This is a genomic window from Methylibium petroleiphilum PM1, from assembly GCF_000015725.1.
In the GTDB taxonomy this organism is placed as follows: Bacteria; Pseudomonadota; Gammaproteobacteria; order Burkholderiales; family Burkholderiaceae_C; genus Methylibium; species Methylibium petroleiphilum.
The window spans coordinates 2,280,498-2,295,790 of sequence record NC_008825.1 but is presented as its reverse complement, the minus strand read 5'-3'; the positions used below and the strand labels follow the sequence as shown (position 1 = coordinate 2,295,790).

Annotated in this window: 11 protein-coding genes; 2 read left to right on the top strand and 9 right to left on the bottom strand. The window is 69.8% G+C overall.

The genetic code is table 11. The annotated features are described in order from the left end of the window. Window positions 1–65 precede the first annotated feature (65 nt). On the top strand, window positions 66–410 hold the full coding sequence (locus MPE_RS10780) for a hypothetical protein (protein WP_011829732.1): 345 nt from the start codon (window positions 66–68) through the stop codon (window positions 408–410). 16 nt (window positions 411–426) lie between these two features. Here the strand turns inward: MPE_RS10780 and MPE_RS10775 are convergent, their stop codons facing one another. The 4 genes from MPE_RS10775 to MPE_RS10760 are packed head-to-tail and all read right to left on the bottom strand — an operon-like array spanning window position 427 to window position 7,162. Further along, window positions 427–1,461: a quinone-dependent dihydroorotate dehydrogenase gene (locus MPE_RS10775; RefSeq protein WP_011829731.1), complete on the bottom strand. Its 1,035-nt coding sequence runs from the start codon at window positions 1,459–1,461 to the stop codon at window positions 427–429. A gap of 12 nt (window positions 1,462–1,473) precedes the next feature. Beyond that, on the bottom strand, window positions 1,474–4,560 hold the full coding sequence (locus tag MPE_RS10770; protein WP_011829730.1) for an efflux RND transporter permease subunit: 3,087 nt from the start codon (window positions 4,558–4,560) through the stop codon (window positions 1,474–1,476). Window positions 4,561–4,580: 20 nt separating this feature from the next. Further along, on the bottom strand, window positions 4,581–5,756 hold the full coding sequence (locus MPE_RS10765; RefSeq protein WP_011829729.1) for an efflux RND transporter periplasmic adaptor subunit: 1,176 nt from the start codon (window positions 5,754–5,756) through the stop codon (window positions 4,581–4,583). A gap of 5 nt (window positions 5,757–5,761) precedes the next feature. Beyond that, window positions 5,762–7,162: an efflux transporter outer membrane subunit gene (locus MPE_RS10760; protein ID WP_041929646.1), complete on the bottom strand. Its 1,401-nt coding sequence runs from the start codon at window positions 7,160–7,162 to the stop codon at window positions 5,762–5,764. 318 nt (window positions 7,163–7,480) lie between these two features. Here MPE_RS10760 and rpiA point away from each other — a divergent pair, with 318 nt between their 5' ends. Beyond that, the gene (gene rpiA / locus MPE_RS10755; RefSeq protein ID WP_011829727.1) at window positions 7,481–8,140 is read left to right on the top strand and encodes a ribose-5-phosphate isomerase RpiA; all 660 of its coding nucleotides are present in this window, start codon (window positions 7,481–7,483) and stop codon (window positions 8,138–8,140) included. Between the two features lie 31 nt (window positions 8,141–8,171). On the opposite strand, the gene MPE_RS10750 is transcribed toward rpiA, so the two are convergent. From MPE_RS10750 to MPE_RS10730, 5 genes are all read right to left on the bottom strand, one after another. Further along, window positions 8,172–8,789: a glutaredoxin family protein gene (locus MPE_RS10750; protein ID WP_011829726.1), complete on the bottom strand. Its 618-nt coding sequence runs from the start codon at window positions 8,787–8,789 to the stop codon at window positions 8,172–8,174. Between the two features lie 33 nt (window positions 8,790–8,822). After that, window positions 8,823–10,856 (bottom strand): M3 family metallopeptidase, encoded by a 2,034-nt coding sequence (locus MPE_RS10745; RefSeq protein ID WP_011829725.1) that lies wholly within the window; start codon window positions 10,854–10,856, stop codon window positions 8,823–8,825. A 97-nt stretch (window positions 10,857–10,953) separates the two neighbouring features. Further along, the gene (gene folD, locus MPE_RS10740; protein WP_011829724.1) at window positions 10,954–11,805 is read right to left on the bottom strand and encodes a bifunctional methylenetetrahydrofolate dehydrogenase/methenyltetrahydrofolate cyclohydrolase FolD; all 852 of its coding nucleotides are present in this window, start codon (window positions 11,803–11,805) and stop codon (window positions 10,954–10,956) included. Between the two features lie 97 nt (window positions 11,806–11,902). Continuing rightward, the gene (locus MPE_RS10735) at window positions 11,903–12,526 is read right to left on the bottom strand and encodes a response regulator transcription factor (protein ID WP_011829723.1); all 624 of its coding nucleotides are present in this window, start codon (window positions 12,524–12,526) and stop codon (window positions 11,903–11,905) included. A 9-nt stretch (window positions 12,527–12,535) separates the two neighbouring features. After that, on the bottom strand, window positions 12,536–15,124 hold the full coding sequence (locus tag MPE_RS10730; protein ID WP_011829722.1) for a PAS domain-containing sensor histidine kinase: 2,589 nt from the start codon (window positions 15,122–15,124) through the stop codon (window positions 12,536–12,538). Window positions 15,125–15,293: the final 169 nt, after the last annotated feature.

Sequence of the window (15,293 nt, the reverse complement as noted above, 5' to 3'; positions counted from 1 at the left end):
CGGACAGTCCGCGGGCCACGGCCTAAAATCACGGTCTTGCCGATGCAAGGTACAGGAGGCTCGACGTGGATCTGAAGTTGCCCGTGGTTCTTTTCGACGAGCTGTCCGAGACGGTGATCCGTTCCTCCGGGCTGCTCGACATGGCCAGCGGCGAGATCACGCGCGTCGACTACGAGGACTACGACATCGGCACCCAGGGGCTGCCGGCCGAGCAGGAGGACTACGAGTTCACCTCGGGCATGCTGTCGAACGGCGACCGCGACGTGGAGTTCCGGGTCGAGGTCAATGTGGTTGCCGGGACCTACTCGGTCACACCGAGCGAGCTGCTCGAACTCAAGGGCCGCGCAGCGCGGCTGTTCGCGTCGGTGCCGCCGAAGGGCGTGAGCGCCGTCGGACGCAAGCCGCACTGAGTCGCTGCGTCGCGGCTCAGCCTTTCAGGGCGCGCGCCGCTTCGCTCACCAGCGCCGGACCGCGGTAGATGAGGCCGGTGTAGATCTGCACCACGTCGGCGCCGACGTCGCGCTTGGCGCGCGCATCGGCGCCACTCATCACGCCGCCCACGCCGATGATCGGATAGCCGGCGCCGAGCGCGGCGCGCAGCTGGCCGACCACGCGGTTGCTGGCCTCGAACACCGGCCGGCCGCTCAGGCCGCCCACCTCGGTGGCGTGCGCCTGGCCCCGCACGGCATCGCGCGACAACGTGGTGTTGGTGGCGATCACGCCGTCGACGGCATTCTTCTTCAAGGTGGCGGCGATCACGTCGACCTGGGCCTCGTCGAGGTCGGGCGCGATCTTCACGAACATCGGCACGCTGCGGCCGTGCCGCGCGATGAGCTGCTGGCGACGCTCCTGCAGGCGGCCGAGCAGCGCATCGAGAGCTGCGTCGCTCTGCAGGCTGCGCAGGTTCTGCGTGTTCGGGCTGGAGATGTTGACCGTCACGTAGTCGGCGTGCGGGTACACACCCTCCAGGCCGAGCAGATAGTCGTCGACCGCGTCCTCGATCGGCGTGGCGGCGTTCTTGCCAATGTTCAGGCCGAGCACACCACCGCCCTGACGGAAGCCGGCGCGCCGCACATTGGCGAGAAAGGCGTCGAGGCCGTCGTTGTTGAAGCCCAGGCGGTTGATCAGCGCCTCGGCCTGCGGCAGGCGGAAGATGCGCGGCTTCGGGTTGCCGGGCTGTCCCTTGGGCGTGACGGTCCCCACCTCGATGAAGCCGAAGCCCATGGCACCGAAGCCGTCGATGCAGCGGCCGTTCTTGTCGAGGCCAGCCGCCAGGCCGATGCGGTTGGGAAAGCGCACGCCCGCCAGCGTGACCGGATCGTCGATGCGCGGTTGCTGCCACAGGCACTGCAGCGGCGTGTTCTGCAGCCGCGCGATCGAGGCCAGCGTCAGTTCGTGGGCGTGCTCGGCGTCCAGGCCGAACAGGAAGGGGCGCGTCAGCGCGTACGGAATGAGGGGCATCGGCGCATTTTGCTAGAGGCCGGCGTTCACCCGGTGCGCGCCCTTGAAGGTATGGCGCTTGAGCCAGGCCACGAGGTCGTCGACGTAGGTGAACACCACCGGGATCACCAGTAGGCTCAGGAAGGTCGAGGTGATCAGGCCGCCGATCACCACGATCGCCATCGGCGCGCGGAAGCTCGGGTCCACACCCAGGCCGATCGCGATCGGCATCATGCCGGCGCCCATCGCCACCGTCGTCATGACGATCGGGCGGGCGCGCTTGCTGCAGGCGTCGATCAGCGCGTCCCAGCGCGACAGGCCGCGGTCGCGCCGCGCGACGATCGCGTACTCCACCAGCAGGATGGAGTTCTTGGTCGCGATGCCCATCAGCATGATGAGGCCGATCATCGACGGCATCGACAGCGCGGTGTGCGTGATGAACAGCGCCAGGAAGGCGCCCGGCACCGACAGCACCAGCGCCGCAAGGATGGTGACCGGCTGCACGAAGTCCTTGAACAGCAGCACCAGCACGATGTAGATGCACATCACGCCGGTCAGCATCGCCAGGCCGAAGCTCTCGAACAGCTCGGCCATCGCCTCGGCGTCACCCACGGTGGTCTGGCTCACGCCGGGCGGTAAGGTCTTCAGGCTGGGCAGGGCCAGCGCGGCCTTCTCCACCGCGCCGAGCGGCTGCTGGTTCAGCTCGATCTCGAAGTTGATGTTGCGCAGCCGGTCGTAGCGGTCGATCTGCGCCGGGCCGCTCTCGAGCGTGAGCGTGGCCACGTTGCCCAGCATCACCGGGCCGTGCGCGCCGGGAACCGGCAGCCTCGCCAGCAGCGTGAGGTCCTGGCGCGCGTCGGCCTTCAGCCGCACCAGCATCGGCACCTGCCGTTGCGACAGGTTGAGCTTGGCCAGCGCCTGGTCGTAGTCGCCAGCGGTCGCGATGCGCAGCGTGTCGGCGATCGCGGCCGAGGTCACGCCCAGGTCGGCGGCGCGGGCGAAGTCGGGTCGCACGATGAGCTCCGGCCGCACCAGGCTGGACGTGGAGGTCACGTTGCCGATGCCGGGCAGGGTGCGCAGTTCGCGCTCGACACGGCTCGCGTGCGCGGCCAGCGTCGGGCCGTCCTCGCCGGCCAGCACCAGCACGTATTTCTCGCTCGAGCCGCCCAGCCCGATCTTCAGCCGCACGCCGGGCAGCGCCTCAAGCGTGTCGCGCAACTCGCGCTCGACGGCCTGCTTCTTTAAGCCGCCCCGCTCGCCGCGTGGCGTGAGATTGATGGTGAGGGTGGCCTTGCGCGCCTCCGCGACACCGGCGCCGGCGAAGGGATCGCCGCCGGCGCTGCCGCCGCCGATGGCGGTGTAGACGCGCTTCACATGCGGATGGCGCTGCACGATCTCGCGTGCCTGCTCGGCCGCGGCGCGCGTCTCCTCGAAGGTCGAGCCGGGCGGCAGCTCCAGGTAGACCTGCGTCTGCGACAGGTCGTCCGGGGGGATGAAGCCGGTCGGCAGCAGCGGCGCCAGTGCCAGCGAGCCGAAGAAGAACAGCGCGGCCGCCAGCGAGGTGAGCACGCGGTGCCGCAGGCACCAGGCGGCCGCGGCCAGGTAGCCCCGCATCAGACGGCCGTCATGGTGGGCCTGGCCGTCGGCGCGTAGCAGGTAGGCGGCCATCATCGGCGTCAGCATGCGCGCCACCACCAGCGAGGCAAACACCGCGATGGCCGCGGTCCAGCCGAACTGCACGAAGAACTTGCCGGCCACGCCGCTCATGAACGCGGTGGGCAGGAACACCGCGACCAGCGTGAAGGTGGTGGCGATGACCGCGAGGCCGATCTCGTCGGCTGCCTCCATGGCGGCCTGGTAGGGCGTCTTGCCCATGCGCAGGTGGCGCATGATGTTCTCGATCTCGACGATCGCGTCGTCGACCAGGATGCCGACCACCAGCGACAGCGCCAGCAGCGTCACGCCGTTGATCGTGAAGCCCAGAAGGTGCATGCCGACGAAAGCCGGCAGGATGGACAGCGGCAGCGCCGTGGCCGAGACCAGCGTGCTGCGCCAGTCGCGCAGGAAGAACCACACCACCACGACGGCCAGCAGCGCGCCCTCGAGCAGCAGCTTCATCGAGCCTTCGTAGTTGTCGACCACCGGGTCGACGAAATTGAAGGCCTCGCTGACGGTGATCTCGGGGTGGGCGGCCAGCAGCCGCTGGAGCGCTCGCTTCACACCGGCATCGACGTCCACCTCGCCGGCACCGCGGCTGCGCGTGATCTCGAAGCCGACCACCGGCCGGCCGTCGAGCAGGGCGGCCGAACGTTGCTCGGCCACGGTGTCGCGCACGCTCGCCACTTCGTCAAGGCGGATGCGGCGGCCGTCGCTCAGCGCGATCTGCACGCGCCCCAGTTCCTCGGCCGACTGCACCGTGCCCAGCGTGCGCACCGACTGTTCGGCCCCGCCGACATCGGTGCGGCCGCCTGCCGCCTCCTGCTGCACCTGGCGTAGCTGGCGCGAGATGTCGGCCGCGCTGGCGTTCAGCGCCAGCAGGCGGCCAGGGTCGAGCTCGACCGCGATCTCGCGCGTGACGCCGCCGACCCGCGCCACCGCGCCCACACCTTGCACATTGAGCAGCGTCTTGGCCACCGTGTTGTCGACGAACCAGGACAGCGCCTCATCGTCCATGCGGTCCGAGGCGACCGTGTAGGTGAGGATCGGCATGCCCGCCAGGTCGACCTTGGCGATCACCGGGTCGCGCAGGTCGACGGGCAGGTCGGAGCGCACCCGCGAGACGGCGTCGCGCACGTCGTCCACGGCCTCCTGGATGGGCTTCTCTAGGCGGAACTCCACGGTGATCGTGGCCACGCCGTCCTGCACCTTGGTGTACAGGTGCTTGACCCCCTGCACCGAGGCGACCGAGTTCTCGATCTTGCGCGCCACCTCGGTCTCCAGCTGCGACGGCGATGCACCGGGCAAGGCGGCCGTGACGGTGACCATCGGCAGGTCGATGTCGGGGAAGTTCTGGATCTTCATCGCCCGGAACGACATCAGTCCCAGCACCGTCAGCAGCGCGAACAGCAGGATGGCCGGGATCGGATTGCGGATCGACCAGGCGGAGACGTTGATGTCCATCGGCAGCTCGCGGGTCGGTCTCAGGGGGCGGACGCGGCGTCGGCGCGCGGGCCGGCCGGCACCACGCGAACGAGGTCGCCGTCGCCGAGGAAGCCGGCGCCCGAGGCCACCACCAAATCGCCGGCCTTCAGGCCGTCGAGCACCTCGATGCGTTCGCCCAGGCGCCGCCCGGTGGCCAGCTTGACCTGCGCGAGCCGCGCATCCGGTCCCACGCGCAGCGCATAGCTGAAGCCGTCGCGCAGCACCACCGCCGATTGCGGCAGGGTCAGCGCCGGCGAGCGGCCCAGTTCGAACTCGCCGCGCGCGAACAGGCCGGCGCGCACCTGTGCGCGATCGTCGCCGTTGGCCGGCAGGTCGACGTAGACCAGGCCGTTGCGCGTCTGCGGGTCGATGGTCGGCGCGACCATGCGCACGCGACCGGGCGTGCTGCTGCCGTCGCCGTGCAGCAGCCGCACCGGGATTCCGGCGCGGAGGCGAGGCAACTCGGTCGCGGTGACTTCGGCGCGCCATTCGAGCCGTCCGCCGCGGATCAGTCGGAACATCTCGGCGCCCGGCTGGGCCACAGCACCGACGGCGGCGGTACGTGCCGAGATCACGCCATCGTCGGGTGCGAGCACGCGGGTCTGGCGCAGCCGCAGTGCCTCGACCTCCAGCCGGGCCCGCTGCGCCTCGAGGCGCGCACGCGCCGTCTGCTCCGCGGTCAGGTACTGGTTGATCTGCTGGCTGCTGATGGCGCCGGTGGTCTGCAGCTGGCGGGCGCGCTCGGCGTTCGCCTGGGCCTCGGCCAGCGTGGCCTCGGCCTCGGCGAGGGCGGCACGGGTCTGTGCCAGGTCGGCCTGCACCGTGTCGGGCGACATCAGCGCCAGCACCTGGCCGCGCCGGACACGATCGCCCACGTTGACCCGCACCTCGGTGAGGCGGAAACCGCCGATCTCGGCGCTGATCGACGCCTCCTGCCAGGCCGCCACGCTGCCGTGGGCTTCCAGCGTACGCGGCCAGTCGAGCGTCTCGGCGCGTGTGGTGGTCACGGTGAGTGCCGGCTTGCCGGCCGAGGTCGCCGCCGACGCGGCGGGGGCGGCCGCTGCCGCGCCGTCGGGTGCGCTGCGGCCGATGGCCAACCCCACCGCAACGGCGATCACGCCGGCCACAGCGACGGCCGCGACGATCCACTTGCGCGATCTCTTGCTCTCCTGCATGCCCTTTACCTCGTCGTCGTATCGTCGTCGGCCTGCCAGGCGCCGCCGACCGTCTTGTAGAGCTGAACCCAGGCGCTCACGCGCTCTCGCCGCACCTGGATCAGCCCGGCGTCGGCCGCCAGCGCGGCACGCCGCGCCTGTTCCAGGTCGAGCAGACTGCCCACGCCGACCTGCCACTGGGTCTGCGCGGCGGCCAGGAACTCGCCATAGCCCTGAGCCGCCCGCTCGGCGTCGGCTTCGCGGCGGCCAGCCGCGTCCAGCCGCAGCAGGGCTTCCTCCACCTCGCGCACGGCGGCCAGCGCGCGCTCGCGGTAGGCAGCCATCGCGCCGTCGTATCGCGCCTGCGCGGCATCGACGTTGGCGCGTCGCCGGCCACCATCGAACAGAGGCATCAGCAGGCCGGGACCGAAGGACCAGGTCGTGCCGTCGAACGTCTGGCCGCCGCTGCGGATGGATGCGCGGCCGATCGAGCCCGACAGGCTCAGGCGCGGAAAGCGATCCGCCTGGGCCGCGCCGACCTCGGCCGCCGCCGCGACGATGTTGCGTTCGGCCGCAGCGAGGTCGGGACGCTGCGACAGCACGGCCGCGGGTACCGCGGCGACCTCGAAGCTGGACGGCTGCGGCAGCCGGGCGCGCTGCGGCAGCAACTGTTCACGCAACGCCGGTTCGGACGTCGCGGTCAACTGCACCAGCTGCCTGACGGAGAGCTCGCACTCGGTCTGCTGTGCCGCCACGCGGTTGACCGCCTCCGCTGCACTGGCCCGTGCGAGCGCGCCGTTTGCCGGTGCGTCGAAGCCGGCGCGGACCTTCTGTCCCACCAGGTCGGCGGTCTGCTGCAGCGACGCCGCGTCCTCCTCGTAGACCGCCAGCACGGCCTCGCAACTGCGCAGGCCGACGTAGGTGGCCGCCACCTCGGCCGCCAGGCTGACGCGGGCGTCGTGCCATTGCGCGCGGCTCGCGTCGGCCCGCGCCTCGGCCGCCGCAACGCCCTGGCGCACGGCGCCGAACAGGTCGATCTCCCACAGCGCGTCGAGCGTGGCACCGCTCGTGGTCTGGATGGCGCCCGCGGGCGGCAGCACGCTGCGGCTGCGCACGGCGCTCGCATTCGCGTCGAGCGTGGGCCAGCGGGACGAGCCGGCTGCCTGCGCCAGCGCGCGCGACTCGGCGACACGCGCCGCGGCCTGCGCCAGCGTCGGGTTGGCACGCTGGGCCGCGTCGATCAGCGCTGCCACCTGCGGATCGTCGAAGCCTGACCACCAGTCGCGCAAGGCCGCGCGCTGGCCGCCGTGCGGCAGTGGCGCCGACCAGGCCATGGCCAGCGCGCCGGCCGGTGGGGTGGTGGCCGGCGGCGCGGCGCAGGCACCCAGCAGGAGGCACAGGGCTGCGGCGATCGACCGTGCGGGCAATCCGCGGGGCGTGGGCGGTCGGGAGGAACGAAGGGAAAGGGGCTCGGTCATGCGTCGGGGGTCGGCGGGCCGGAAGCCTCGCCTTCGGGACCGGCCGCTCGGCGAGGACTCGCGAGTCGGGCTGCAGCCGGAGGCCTTTCAGGGCAGGTCAGGGCGGGTCGGCCCTGTTGCTGGGCGAGCATACCGCGGTGGCCGCCGTCGCCGTGGCGGGGGCATGACACGCATCTTGCTTCGAGGCTTGGATAATCGCGGCCGCGATCGCTGCATTCGCACTGACTTCCCACGACCTCCCTGCCGGTCCCGCCCCGGCCACCCATCATGAACCAGGATGAACTGAAGACCCTCGTCGGCCGCGCTGCACTCGAGTACGTGCCCGAAGGCAGCATCGTTGGCGTCGGCACCGGCTCGACCGTCAACTGCTTCATCGACGCACTGGCGGGTATCAAGGAGCGTATCGCCGGGGCCGTGTCGAGCTCGGTCAAGAGCACCGAGCGGCTGCGCGAGAAGGGCATCCGTGTGTTCGAGGCCGCCGCGGTCGAATCGCTGCCGGTCTACATCGACGGCGCAGACGAGATCGACCCCCACGGCTGCATGATCAAGGGCGGTGGCGCGGCGCTGACGCGAGAGAAGATCGTGGCCGATCTGGCCGAGCGTTTCGTCTGCATCGCCGATGCCTCCAAGCTGGTGGACGTGCTGGGGCGCTTTCCGTTGCCGGTCGAGGTGCTGCCGATGGCGGTGAGCCAGATCCAGCGGCGCTTTGCGAAGCTGGGCGCGACCGCGACCGTGCGCGAGGGTGTGATCACCGACAACGGTCAGCTGATCCTCGATGTTCAGGGCCTGCGCATCGGCGACCCGCTGGCCTTCGAGACCGAGGTCAACCAGTGGCCCGGTGTGGTGACCGTGGGCGTGTTCGCGCGGCACAAGGCCAGCGTCTGCCTGCTGGGCACGCCCGAAGGCGTGAAGACGCTGCGCTTCTGACCGGCATCCTGCGCGCGAGCCGCGCAGGCCGTCAGAACCGGATGCCGTTGGGTGCGGCCTCCAGGGCCGGCGGCAGGGCGGCCGGGGCTTCCGCGGCGGGGCGCGGCGCCGGAGCGGCCCGCGGCGCCGTGGTCTGACCCACCAGCGGGGTCGGCTCCCAGCCGCGGTAGGTGGGCGGCAGGCGCGACTGCTTGGGGTAGCCGGCGGCGTCGAGGTAGCCGCGCCATTCGGCCTCCGAATAGCCGCGCAGCTGCTGGCCGCCGATGCGCAGCACCGGCAGTTCGGCGCTCGATTCGATCTGTCGGAAGGCGGCGATGTCGGCTTCGCCGGTGATGGTCTTCTCGGTGTAGGGGATGCCACGCTGGCGCAGCATGTCGCGGCCGGCCACGCAGCCCGAGCAGTCGCTACCGCTGTACAGCGTCACCGGGTAGCGTTCGGCGATCTGCGCCAGCTCGTACGGCAGGCCGCTGGGGGTGCCGGCGACCGCTGCGCCGCCGCGGATCGGTTGTACCTTGGCCGCGGCCGAGGGCGCGGGGCGGTCGGTGTAGGTGATGCGCCCGTCGGGCTCGACGATCTTGTACTGCGCCAGGGCCGGACCGGAGCCCAGTGCGACGAGGCTGAACAGCAGGACGGCAGCGGAACGGCTCATGACAAGGTTCTCGGGTTCGGCGGAACTTCGATCTTAGTCCGCCATGCCCTGGTGGCGCAGCAGGGCGTCGATGCGTGGCTCGCGACCGCGGAAGGCCTTGAAGCTCTCCATCGCCGGACGGCTGCCACCGGCTTCGAGGATGGCTTCGCGGTAACGGCGGCCGACGGCGGGGTTGAACACCCCTTCCTCCTCGAAGGCGGCGTAGGCGTCGGCGCTCAGTACCTCGGCCCACTTGTAGCTGTAGTAGCCGGCTGCGTAACCGCCGGCGAAGATGTGCGAGAAGCTGTGCTGGAAGCGGTTGAAGGCCGGCGGCACGATGACCGCGATCTCGCGGCGCACGCCGTCGAGCACCCGCTGGATGGCGTCGGCGCCGTAGGGCGCCGCCGACGCACCGTCGTGGATCAGCATGTCGAACAGCGAGAACTCCACCTGGCGCAACGTCTGCAAGCCACTCTGGAAGTTCTTTGCGGCGAGCATCTTGTCGAACAGCGTCCGCGGCAGCGGCTCGCCGCTGTCGACGTGCGCCGTCATGTGCTTCACCACCTCCCACTCCCAGCAGAAGTTCTCCATGAACTGGCTGGGCAGCTCGACCGCGTCCCACTCGACGCCGGAGATGCCGGCCACGCCGATCTCGTCGACCTGCGTGAGCATGTGGTGCAGGCCGTGGCCGAACTCGTGGAACAACGTGGTCACGTCGTCGTGCGACAGCAGCGCGGGGCGGTCACCGACGGGCGCAGCGAAGTTGCAAACCAGATGAGCCACCGGCGTCTGCACCCTGCCCTCAGGGCGGGCCCAGCGACCCCGTACGTCGTCCATCCAGGCGCCCGGGCGCTTGCCGGGGCGTGCGTAGGGGTCGAGGTAGAACTGGCCGACCAGCTGAGTGCCGCGCTCGATGCGGAAGAATCGCACGTGCTCGTTCCAGACCGGCGCCGTGTCCGGGCGGATCGCCACCTCGAACAGCGTCTCGATGATGCGGAACAGGCCGGCCAGCACCTTGGGTTCGGTGAAGTACTGCTTCACCTCGGTGTCGCTGAAGGCGTAACGGGCTTCCTTCAGGCGCTCGGCCGCGTAGGCCATGTCCCAGGCCTGCAGATCGGCCAGGCCGAGCTCGGTGCGGGCGAACTCGCGAAGCTCGGCCAGATCGCGCTCGGCGTGGGGCCGTGCGCGCCGCGCCAGGTCGCGCAGGAATCCCTGCACCTGCGCCGGCGAGTCGGCCATCTTGGCGACCAGCGAAACCTCGGCGAAGTTGCGGTAGCCCAGCAGCTCGGCCTCTTCCTGCCGCAGAGTGAGGATCTCGCCCATCACGGCGCTGTTGTCGCGCTCGGTCGGGCCGGCCTCCGAGGCACGCGTGACGTGGGCGCGGTAGACGCGTTCGCGCAGCGCGCGGTCCTGCGCGTACTGCAGCACCGGCAGGTAGACCGGCATGTGCAGGCTGAGCTTGTGGCCGTCTTGGCCGTCGGCCCGGGCGGCGGCGCGCGTGGCGGCCTTGACGTCCTCCGGTACGCCGGCGAGCTCGGCCTCGCTCGCGATGAAGCTCCAGCCGTCTGTCGCGTCGAGCACATGCTCGGAGAAGGCCTGGCCGAGTTCGGCCTGACGCGCCTGGATGGCTGCGAAGCGCTCCTTGGCGGCCCCCTGCAGCTCGGCGCCGGACAGCACGAAATCGCGCATCGCGTTCGACAGCGCCTTGCGCCGTGCCGCGTTGAGCGCGGCTGCCGCAGGGCTGCCGGCCACGGCCTTGTACTTCGCGTAGAGCCGCTCGTCGGCACCCAGGTTCGTGTAGAACTCGGTCACGCGCGGCAGGGCCTCGGTGTAGGCGGCGCGCAGCTCGGGCGTGTCGGCCACCGCGTTGAGGTGGCTGACCGCTCCCCAGGCGCGCCCGAGGCGCTCGGTTGCGACATCGAGCACCGCGGAGAGGGCATCGTAGTCGGCCGGCACGTCCGCGCCCGTGGCGCGTTCCAGCGCCACGTTCGCTTCGGCCAGCAGGGCCTCGACCGCAGGCTCCACATGCTCGGGGCGGATCTCGCCGAAGCGCGGCAGGGCGGCGGTATCGAGTAGAGGATTGCTCATGGGTCGGCTCGTCGGTTCGGGGCTCGCAGCAGTGTCAGCTGGCGTCGGGCGGCGCGGTTTCAATCCTGTTCATCGGCAGGATAGCGAGCCCATGGGCTCAGCCCACCAGCCGCTCGGCCGATTCCAGGGTGTTCATCAGCAGCATCGTGATCGTCATCGGTCCCACGCCGCCGGGCACCGGCGTGATCCATCCGGCGACCTTGGCGACCCCGGCGTAGTCAACGTCGCCGCACAGCTTGCCATGGTCGTCGCGGTTCATGCCCACGTCGATCACCACGGCGCCGGGCTTCACCATGTCGGCGGTCAGCACCTTGCGCTTGCCGACCGCGGCGACCACGATGTCGGCCTGGCGGGTGTGCAGCGCGAGGTCGGGGGTCGCACTGTGGCAGACCGTGACGGTGGCGTTGGCCTGCAGCAGCAGCATCGCCATCGGCTTGCCGACAATGTTGCTGCGGCCGATCACGACGGCGTGCTTGCCCTTGGGGTCGTAGCCGATCGACTCGAGCATCTTCATGCAACCGTAGGGTGTGCAGGGCTTGAAACCGGGCTGGCCGACCATCAGTGCGCCTGCGCTCGCGACGTGGAAGCCGTCCACGTCCTTGTGCGGCGCGATGGTCTCGATGACGCGGTGCGCGTCGATGTGCGGCGGCAGCGGCAACTGCACCAGGATGCCGTGGATTGCCGGATCGGCGTTCAGCGCCTGCACGCGGGCCAGCAGCTCGGCCTCGGTCATCGCCGCCGGGTAATGCTCCAGCACCGAATGCAGGCCGCTGTCGTGACAGGCCTTCACCTTGTTGCGCACGTAGACCTGCGAGGCCGGGTTCTCGCCCACCAGGATGACGGCGAGTCCCGGCGTGATGCCGTGCTCGCGCAGCGTGGCGGCGCGCTGCGCGACTTCGTGGCGGAGGTGGCGGGACAGGGCATTGCCGTCGATGGCTCGGGCGCTCATGCGAGGGGCTCCTTCAGCGGTAGGCACCGTCAGCACGGCACCGGAGGTAGAAACGACAAGGGCCGCACGAAGGCGGCCCTGGCGACGAGGAGGTGCGTCAGGCCTTGGCCTGGGCACCGAGCGCGATCTTCAGCAGATCGGCCACGGTGTTGGCGTTGAGCTTCTCCATGATGTTGGCGCGGTGGGCCTCCACCGTCTTGATGCTGATGCCCAGGTCGTCGGCGATCTGCTTGTTCAGGCGGCCGGCGACGATGCGCTCGAGGACCTGGGCCTCGCGGGTGGTCAGCCGCGACAGCAGCGCGTCGCGGCTGGCGGCTTCCTGGTGCTGGCTGAAGGCGGCACGGGCGCTGTCGAGCATGCGCTCGACCAGGCTCAGCAGTTCCTCTTCCTTGAAGGGCTTCTCGATGAAATCCATCGCGCCCTTCTTCATCGTGGTGACCGCCATCGGCACGTCGCCGTGGCCGGTGATGAAGACCACGGGCAGCGGGCTCTTGCGCTCGACCAGACGATCCTGCAGCTCCAGCCCGCTCATGCCGTCCATGCGGATGTCGGCGATCAGGCAGGCGACCTCGCGGGAGTCGAAGCGCGACAGGAAGGACTCGGCCGAGTCGAAGCACTTGACCCGGTAGTCCTTGCCTTCGAGCAGCCACTGAAGAGAGTCGCGCACGGCTTCGTCGTCGTCGACGACATAGACCGTGCCCTTCTTGGGGATGAGGCTCATGCGCGCTCTTTACGAGGTTTCGGTCAAGGTGACGCCGGGAGGCTCGGTCGCCGGGACCGGGAGCTCCACTGGCAGGGTGAAGGCAAAGCTGCAGCCGCTAATCACGCTTCCATTGTAGAGGTTCTCCGCACGGATACGGCCGCGGTGGGACTCGACGATGGATCGGCACAACGACAGGCCGATGCCCAGCCCGTCGGGCTTGGTGGAGAAGAACGCCTCGTAGAGCCGGGCCATCATCTCCTCCTTCACGCCCGGGCCGTTGTCTCGCACGCTGAACTCGATCACGCCGCCTTCCTCCGGCGTGTGCTTGGGCACCACGCGCAGTTCGATGTGGCGACGAGAGGACGGCAGCTTCGCGTTGTCGATCGCCTCGGCCGAGTTCTTCAGCAGGTTCAGCAGCACCTGCTCGATCAGGATCGGGTCCACCTGCAGGTCGGGCAGCCGCTGCGCGACGTAGGTGCGGATGTGCACGTTGCGGCGCTTGAGCTCGATGCCGGCCAGTTCGACAGCGTCCTCCACGATGTCGCGCGCCTTGGCGGTCTGGCGCTGTGGTTCGCTTCGCTTCACGAAGGCGCGGATGCGGTGGATGATCTGTCCGGCGCGGTGGGCCTGGCGCGCGGTCTTCTCCAGCGCGGCGATCAGGTCGTCCTTCTCGATGGCGTCGGACTTGACCCGCGAGACCATGCCGTTGCAGTAGTTGGTGATCGCGGTGAGCGGCTGATTCAGCTCGTGGGCGACGCTGGAGGCCATCTCGCCCATCGTCACGAGGCGGCTGGTGACCTGGGCCTTCTCCGCCTGGTGCGAGGCCTGCTCCTCTGCGCGGCGCCGAGCGGTGATGTCGGTCGCGATGAGCATCTGCGCCAGCCGGCCGTCGGTCCACTGCACGTAGCGCGCACGCACGTCGAACCACTTCTGCAGCGACTCGACGAACACTTCGTGCACGTCGCCGCTGGCTTCGGTGAGTTCCTGTGCAGGCAGGCCGCCGAAGCTGTCGACCGACTCATCGGCGTCGCGCCGGCCTGCCTGCAGCTCGTCTGCGCCGGCCAGGCGCGCATGGCCCTGGGAATCGGCGCCGAACCACAGCCGGTAGGAACGGTTGGCGAACAGCAGTTCGTCCTGCGCCACCGACAGCACCGACACCGCAGCCTCTAGCCCCTCGAGCACCGTGGTGAAGCGCTCGTGCGAGGCCGACAACTGGTCGCGGATGCGCTTGGCCTCGGTGATGTTGGTCATCGAGGTCATCCAGCCGGTCTGGTGGCCCTTGGCATCGATCAGCGGCGACACGTACATCCGCGAGTCGAACAGCGTGCCGTCCTTGCGCATGATCTTCACTTCGATGCCGCCAGCCGGGCTGCGGCCCTGCAGCTCCTGCTGCAGCAGCCGCGTGTTCTCTTCCATGCGGTCGGGCGGCCAGTGCGGGAAGGGCGGCAGACGGCCGATCAGCTCGTCCTCGGCGAAACCGGTCATTGCGCAGAACGCCGGGTTGACATAGCTGATGCGCCCCTCGAGATCCATCGCGCGCATGCCGGTCAGCATGGAGTTCTCCATCGCGCGCCGGAAGTTCGTCTCGGTGATCAGCGTGCTCTGCATCTGCGAACGCCGGCGCATGTGGCGCCAGGTGCCCAGCAGCATCCACACCGTCAGTGCGGACAGCGCGACCACCATCCAGAACAACGTGTTGCCGATGAGGCCGATGGAAGTGCGCCAGCCCTGGCCGCGCACGACCAGGCCGTTGCCCGACGGCGCGAGCGCCACGTCCTGCACGATGCCGCTGCTGCTGCGCACGCTGTTGGCCGGCTCACGCGAGACGCTGCTGGCGAGCACGCGGTCGTTGCTGTCGAGCAGGCTGATGGCGTGGCGCCGCGTGACCTCGGCGGGCACGAAATAGCGCAGCAGTGATTCGACCGAATACTCCGCCACCAGCGTGCCGGAGAAGGCGCTGCGGTCGAGCAGGGGGACGTGCACCTGGAACACCGACAGCGAGCCGGTGCCTTCGTAGGGGCGCGAATAGACCGGCTGACGCAGGTCGCGCGCCGCGGCGAAGGCCCAGGCCGGCTCGCCGCGAAGGGCGGCCGCAGCAGCGGTACCGGCCGGCGGCTGCGGCTCGGCCGCGGAGGCGGCCGGTGCGGAAGGCTCCGTCCAGCGCATCAGGTCGGCCGGGTGATTGGGCGACAGGTGGCGCGCCTTGACGCTCTGGTCGGCATCGATCCAGCTCAGGCTCACGACCTCGGGGCGCTCGCGCGCGAAGCTCACTGCCTGGCCCAGGAATTCGTCGAGGTCGATGGCGCGGGTGGCGACCTCGCGGGCCATGCGCACCAGTTGTTCCTGGTTCTCGATCAGCCGCAGGCGGATCTGCTGCTGGGCGATCTCGGTGTCGCGCTTGACCGACTCCTGCTCCCGCTCGAATTCCTCGTTGCGCAGGTACCAGAAGGCCGTGATGATCGCCGCGAGGAACAGCAGTACCGACAACAGGGGCGCGAACGTGGCGAAGCGGTCCTGGTGGGCCGGCGACTGCCTTTTCCACCAGGCCCAGAACAGCCGCCGCGGATGCGCCTTGGGTGGCGGATCGAGGGTCGAGTCGGGTGGATGGGGCGTCATCGGCGGATTATCGGTGCCAGAGTGAATTCGGCGTCGCAGGAAGCTCCCATCCCGGGGGATGTTGGTTGGCGGATGGCTAAGTAAATTCCACAATAAGAAATCAACTGGCACCATTTGAAAAAATAAGACGACTATGCAATACTGAAATCGAGCATCAGCCCAGGGCGCG

What these genes read in the sequence shown, in the direction of transcription:
- MPE_RS10750 (WP_011829726.1), bottom strand. Translation starts at nt 8,789, where the DNA reads ATGAGCCGTTCCGCTGCCGTCCTGCTGTTCAGCCTCGTCGCACTGGGC.
- MPE_RS10730 (WP_011829722.1), bottom strand. Translation starts at nt 15,124, where the DNA reads ATGACGCCCCATCCACCCGACTCGACCCTCGATCCGCCACCCAAGGCG.
- MPE_RS10765 (WP_011829729.1), bottom strand. Translation starts at nt 5,756, where the DNA reads ATGCAGGAGAGCAAGAGATCGCGCAAGTGGATCGTCGCGGCCGTCGCT.
- MPE_RS10770 (WP_011829730.1), bottom strand. Translation starts at nt 4,560, where the DNA reads ATGGACATCAACGTCTCCGCCTGGTCGATCCGCAATCCGATCCCGGCC.
- MPE_RS10775 (WP_011829731.1), bottom strand. Translation starts at nt 1,461, where the DNA reads ATGCCCCTCATTCCGTACGCGCTGACGCGCCCCTTCCTGTTCGGCCTG.
- rpiA (WP_011829727.1), top strand. Translation starts at nt 7,481, where the DNA reads ATGAACCAGGATGAACTGAAGACCCTCGTCGGCCGCGCTGCACTCGAG.
- MPE_RS10745 (WP_011829725.1), bottom strand. Translation starts at nt 10,856, where the DNA reads ATGAGCAATCCTCTACTCGATACCGCCGCCCTGCCGCGCTTCGGCGAG.
- folD (WP_011829724.1), bottom strand. Translation starts at nt 11,805, where the DNA reads ATGAGCGCCCGAGCCATCGACGGCAATGCCCTGTCCCGCCACCTCCGC.
- MPE_RS10735 (WP_011829723.1), bottom strand. Translation starts at nt 12,526, where the DNA reads ATGAGCCTCATCCCCAAGAAGGGCACGGTCTATGTCGTCGACGACGAC.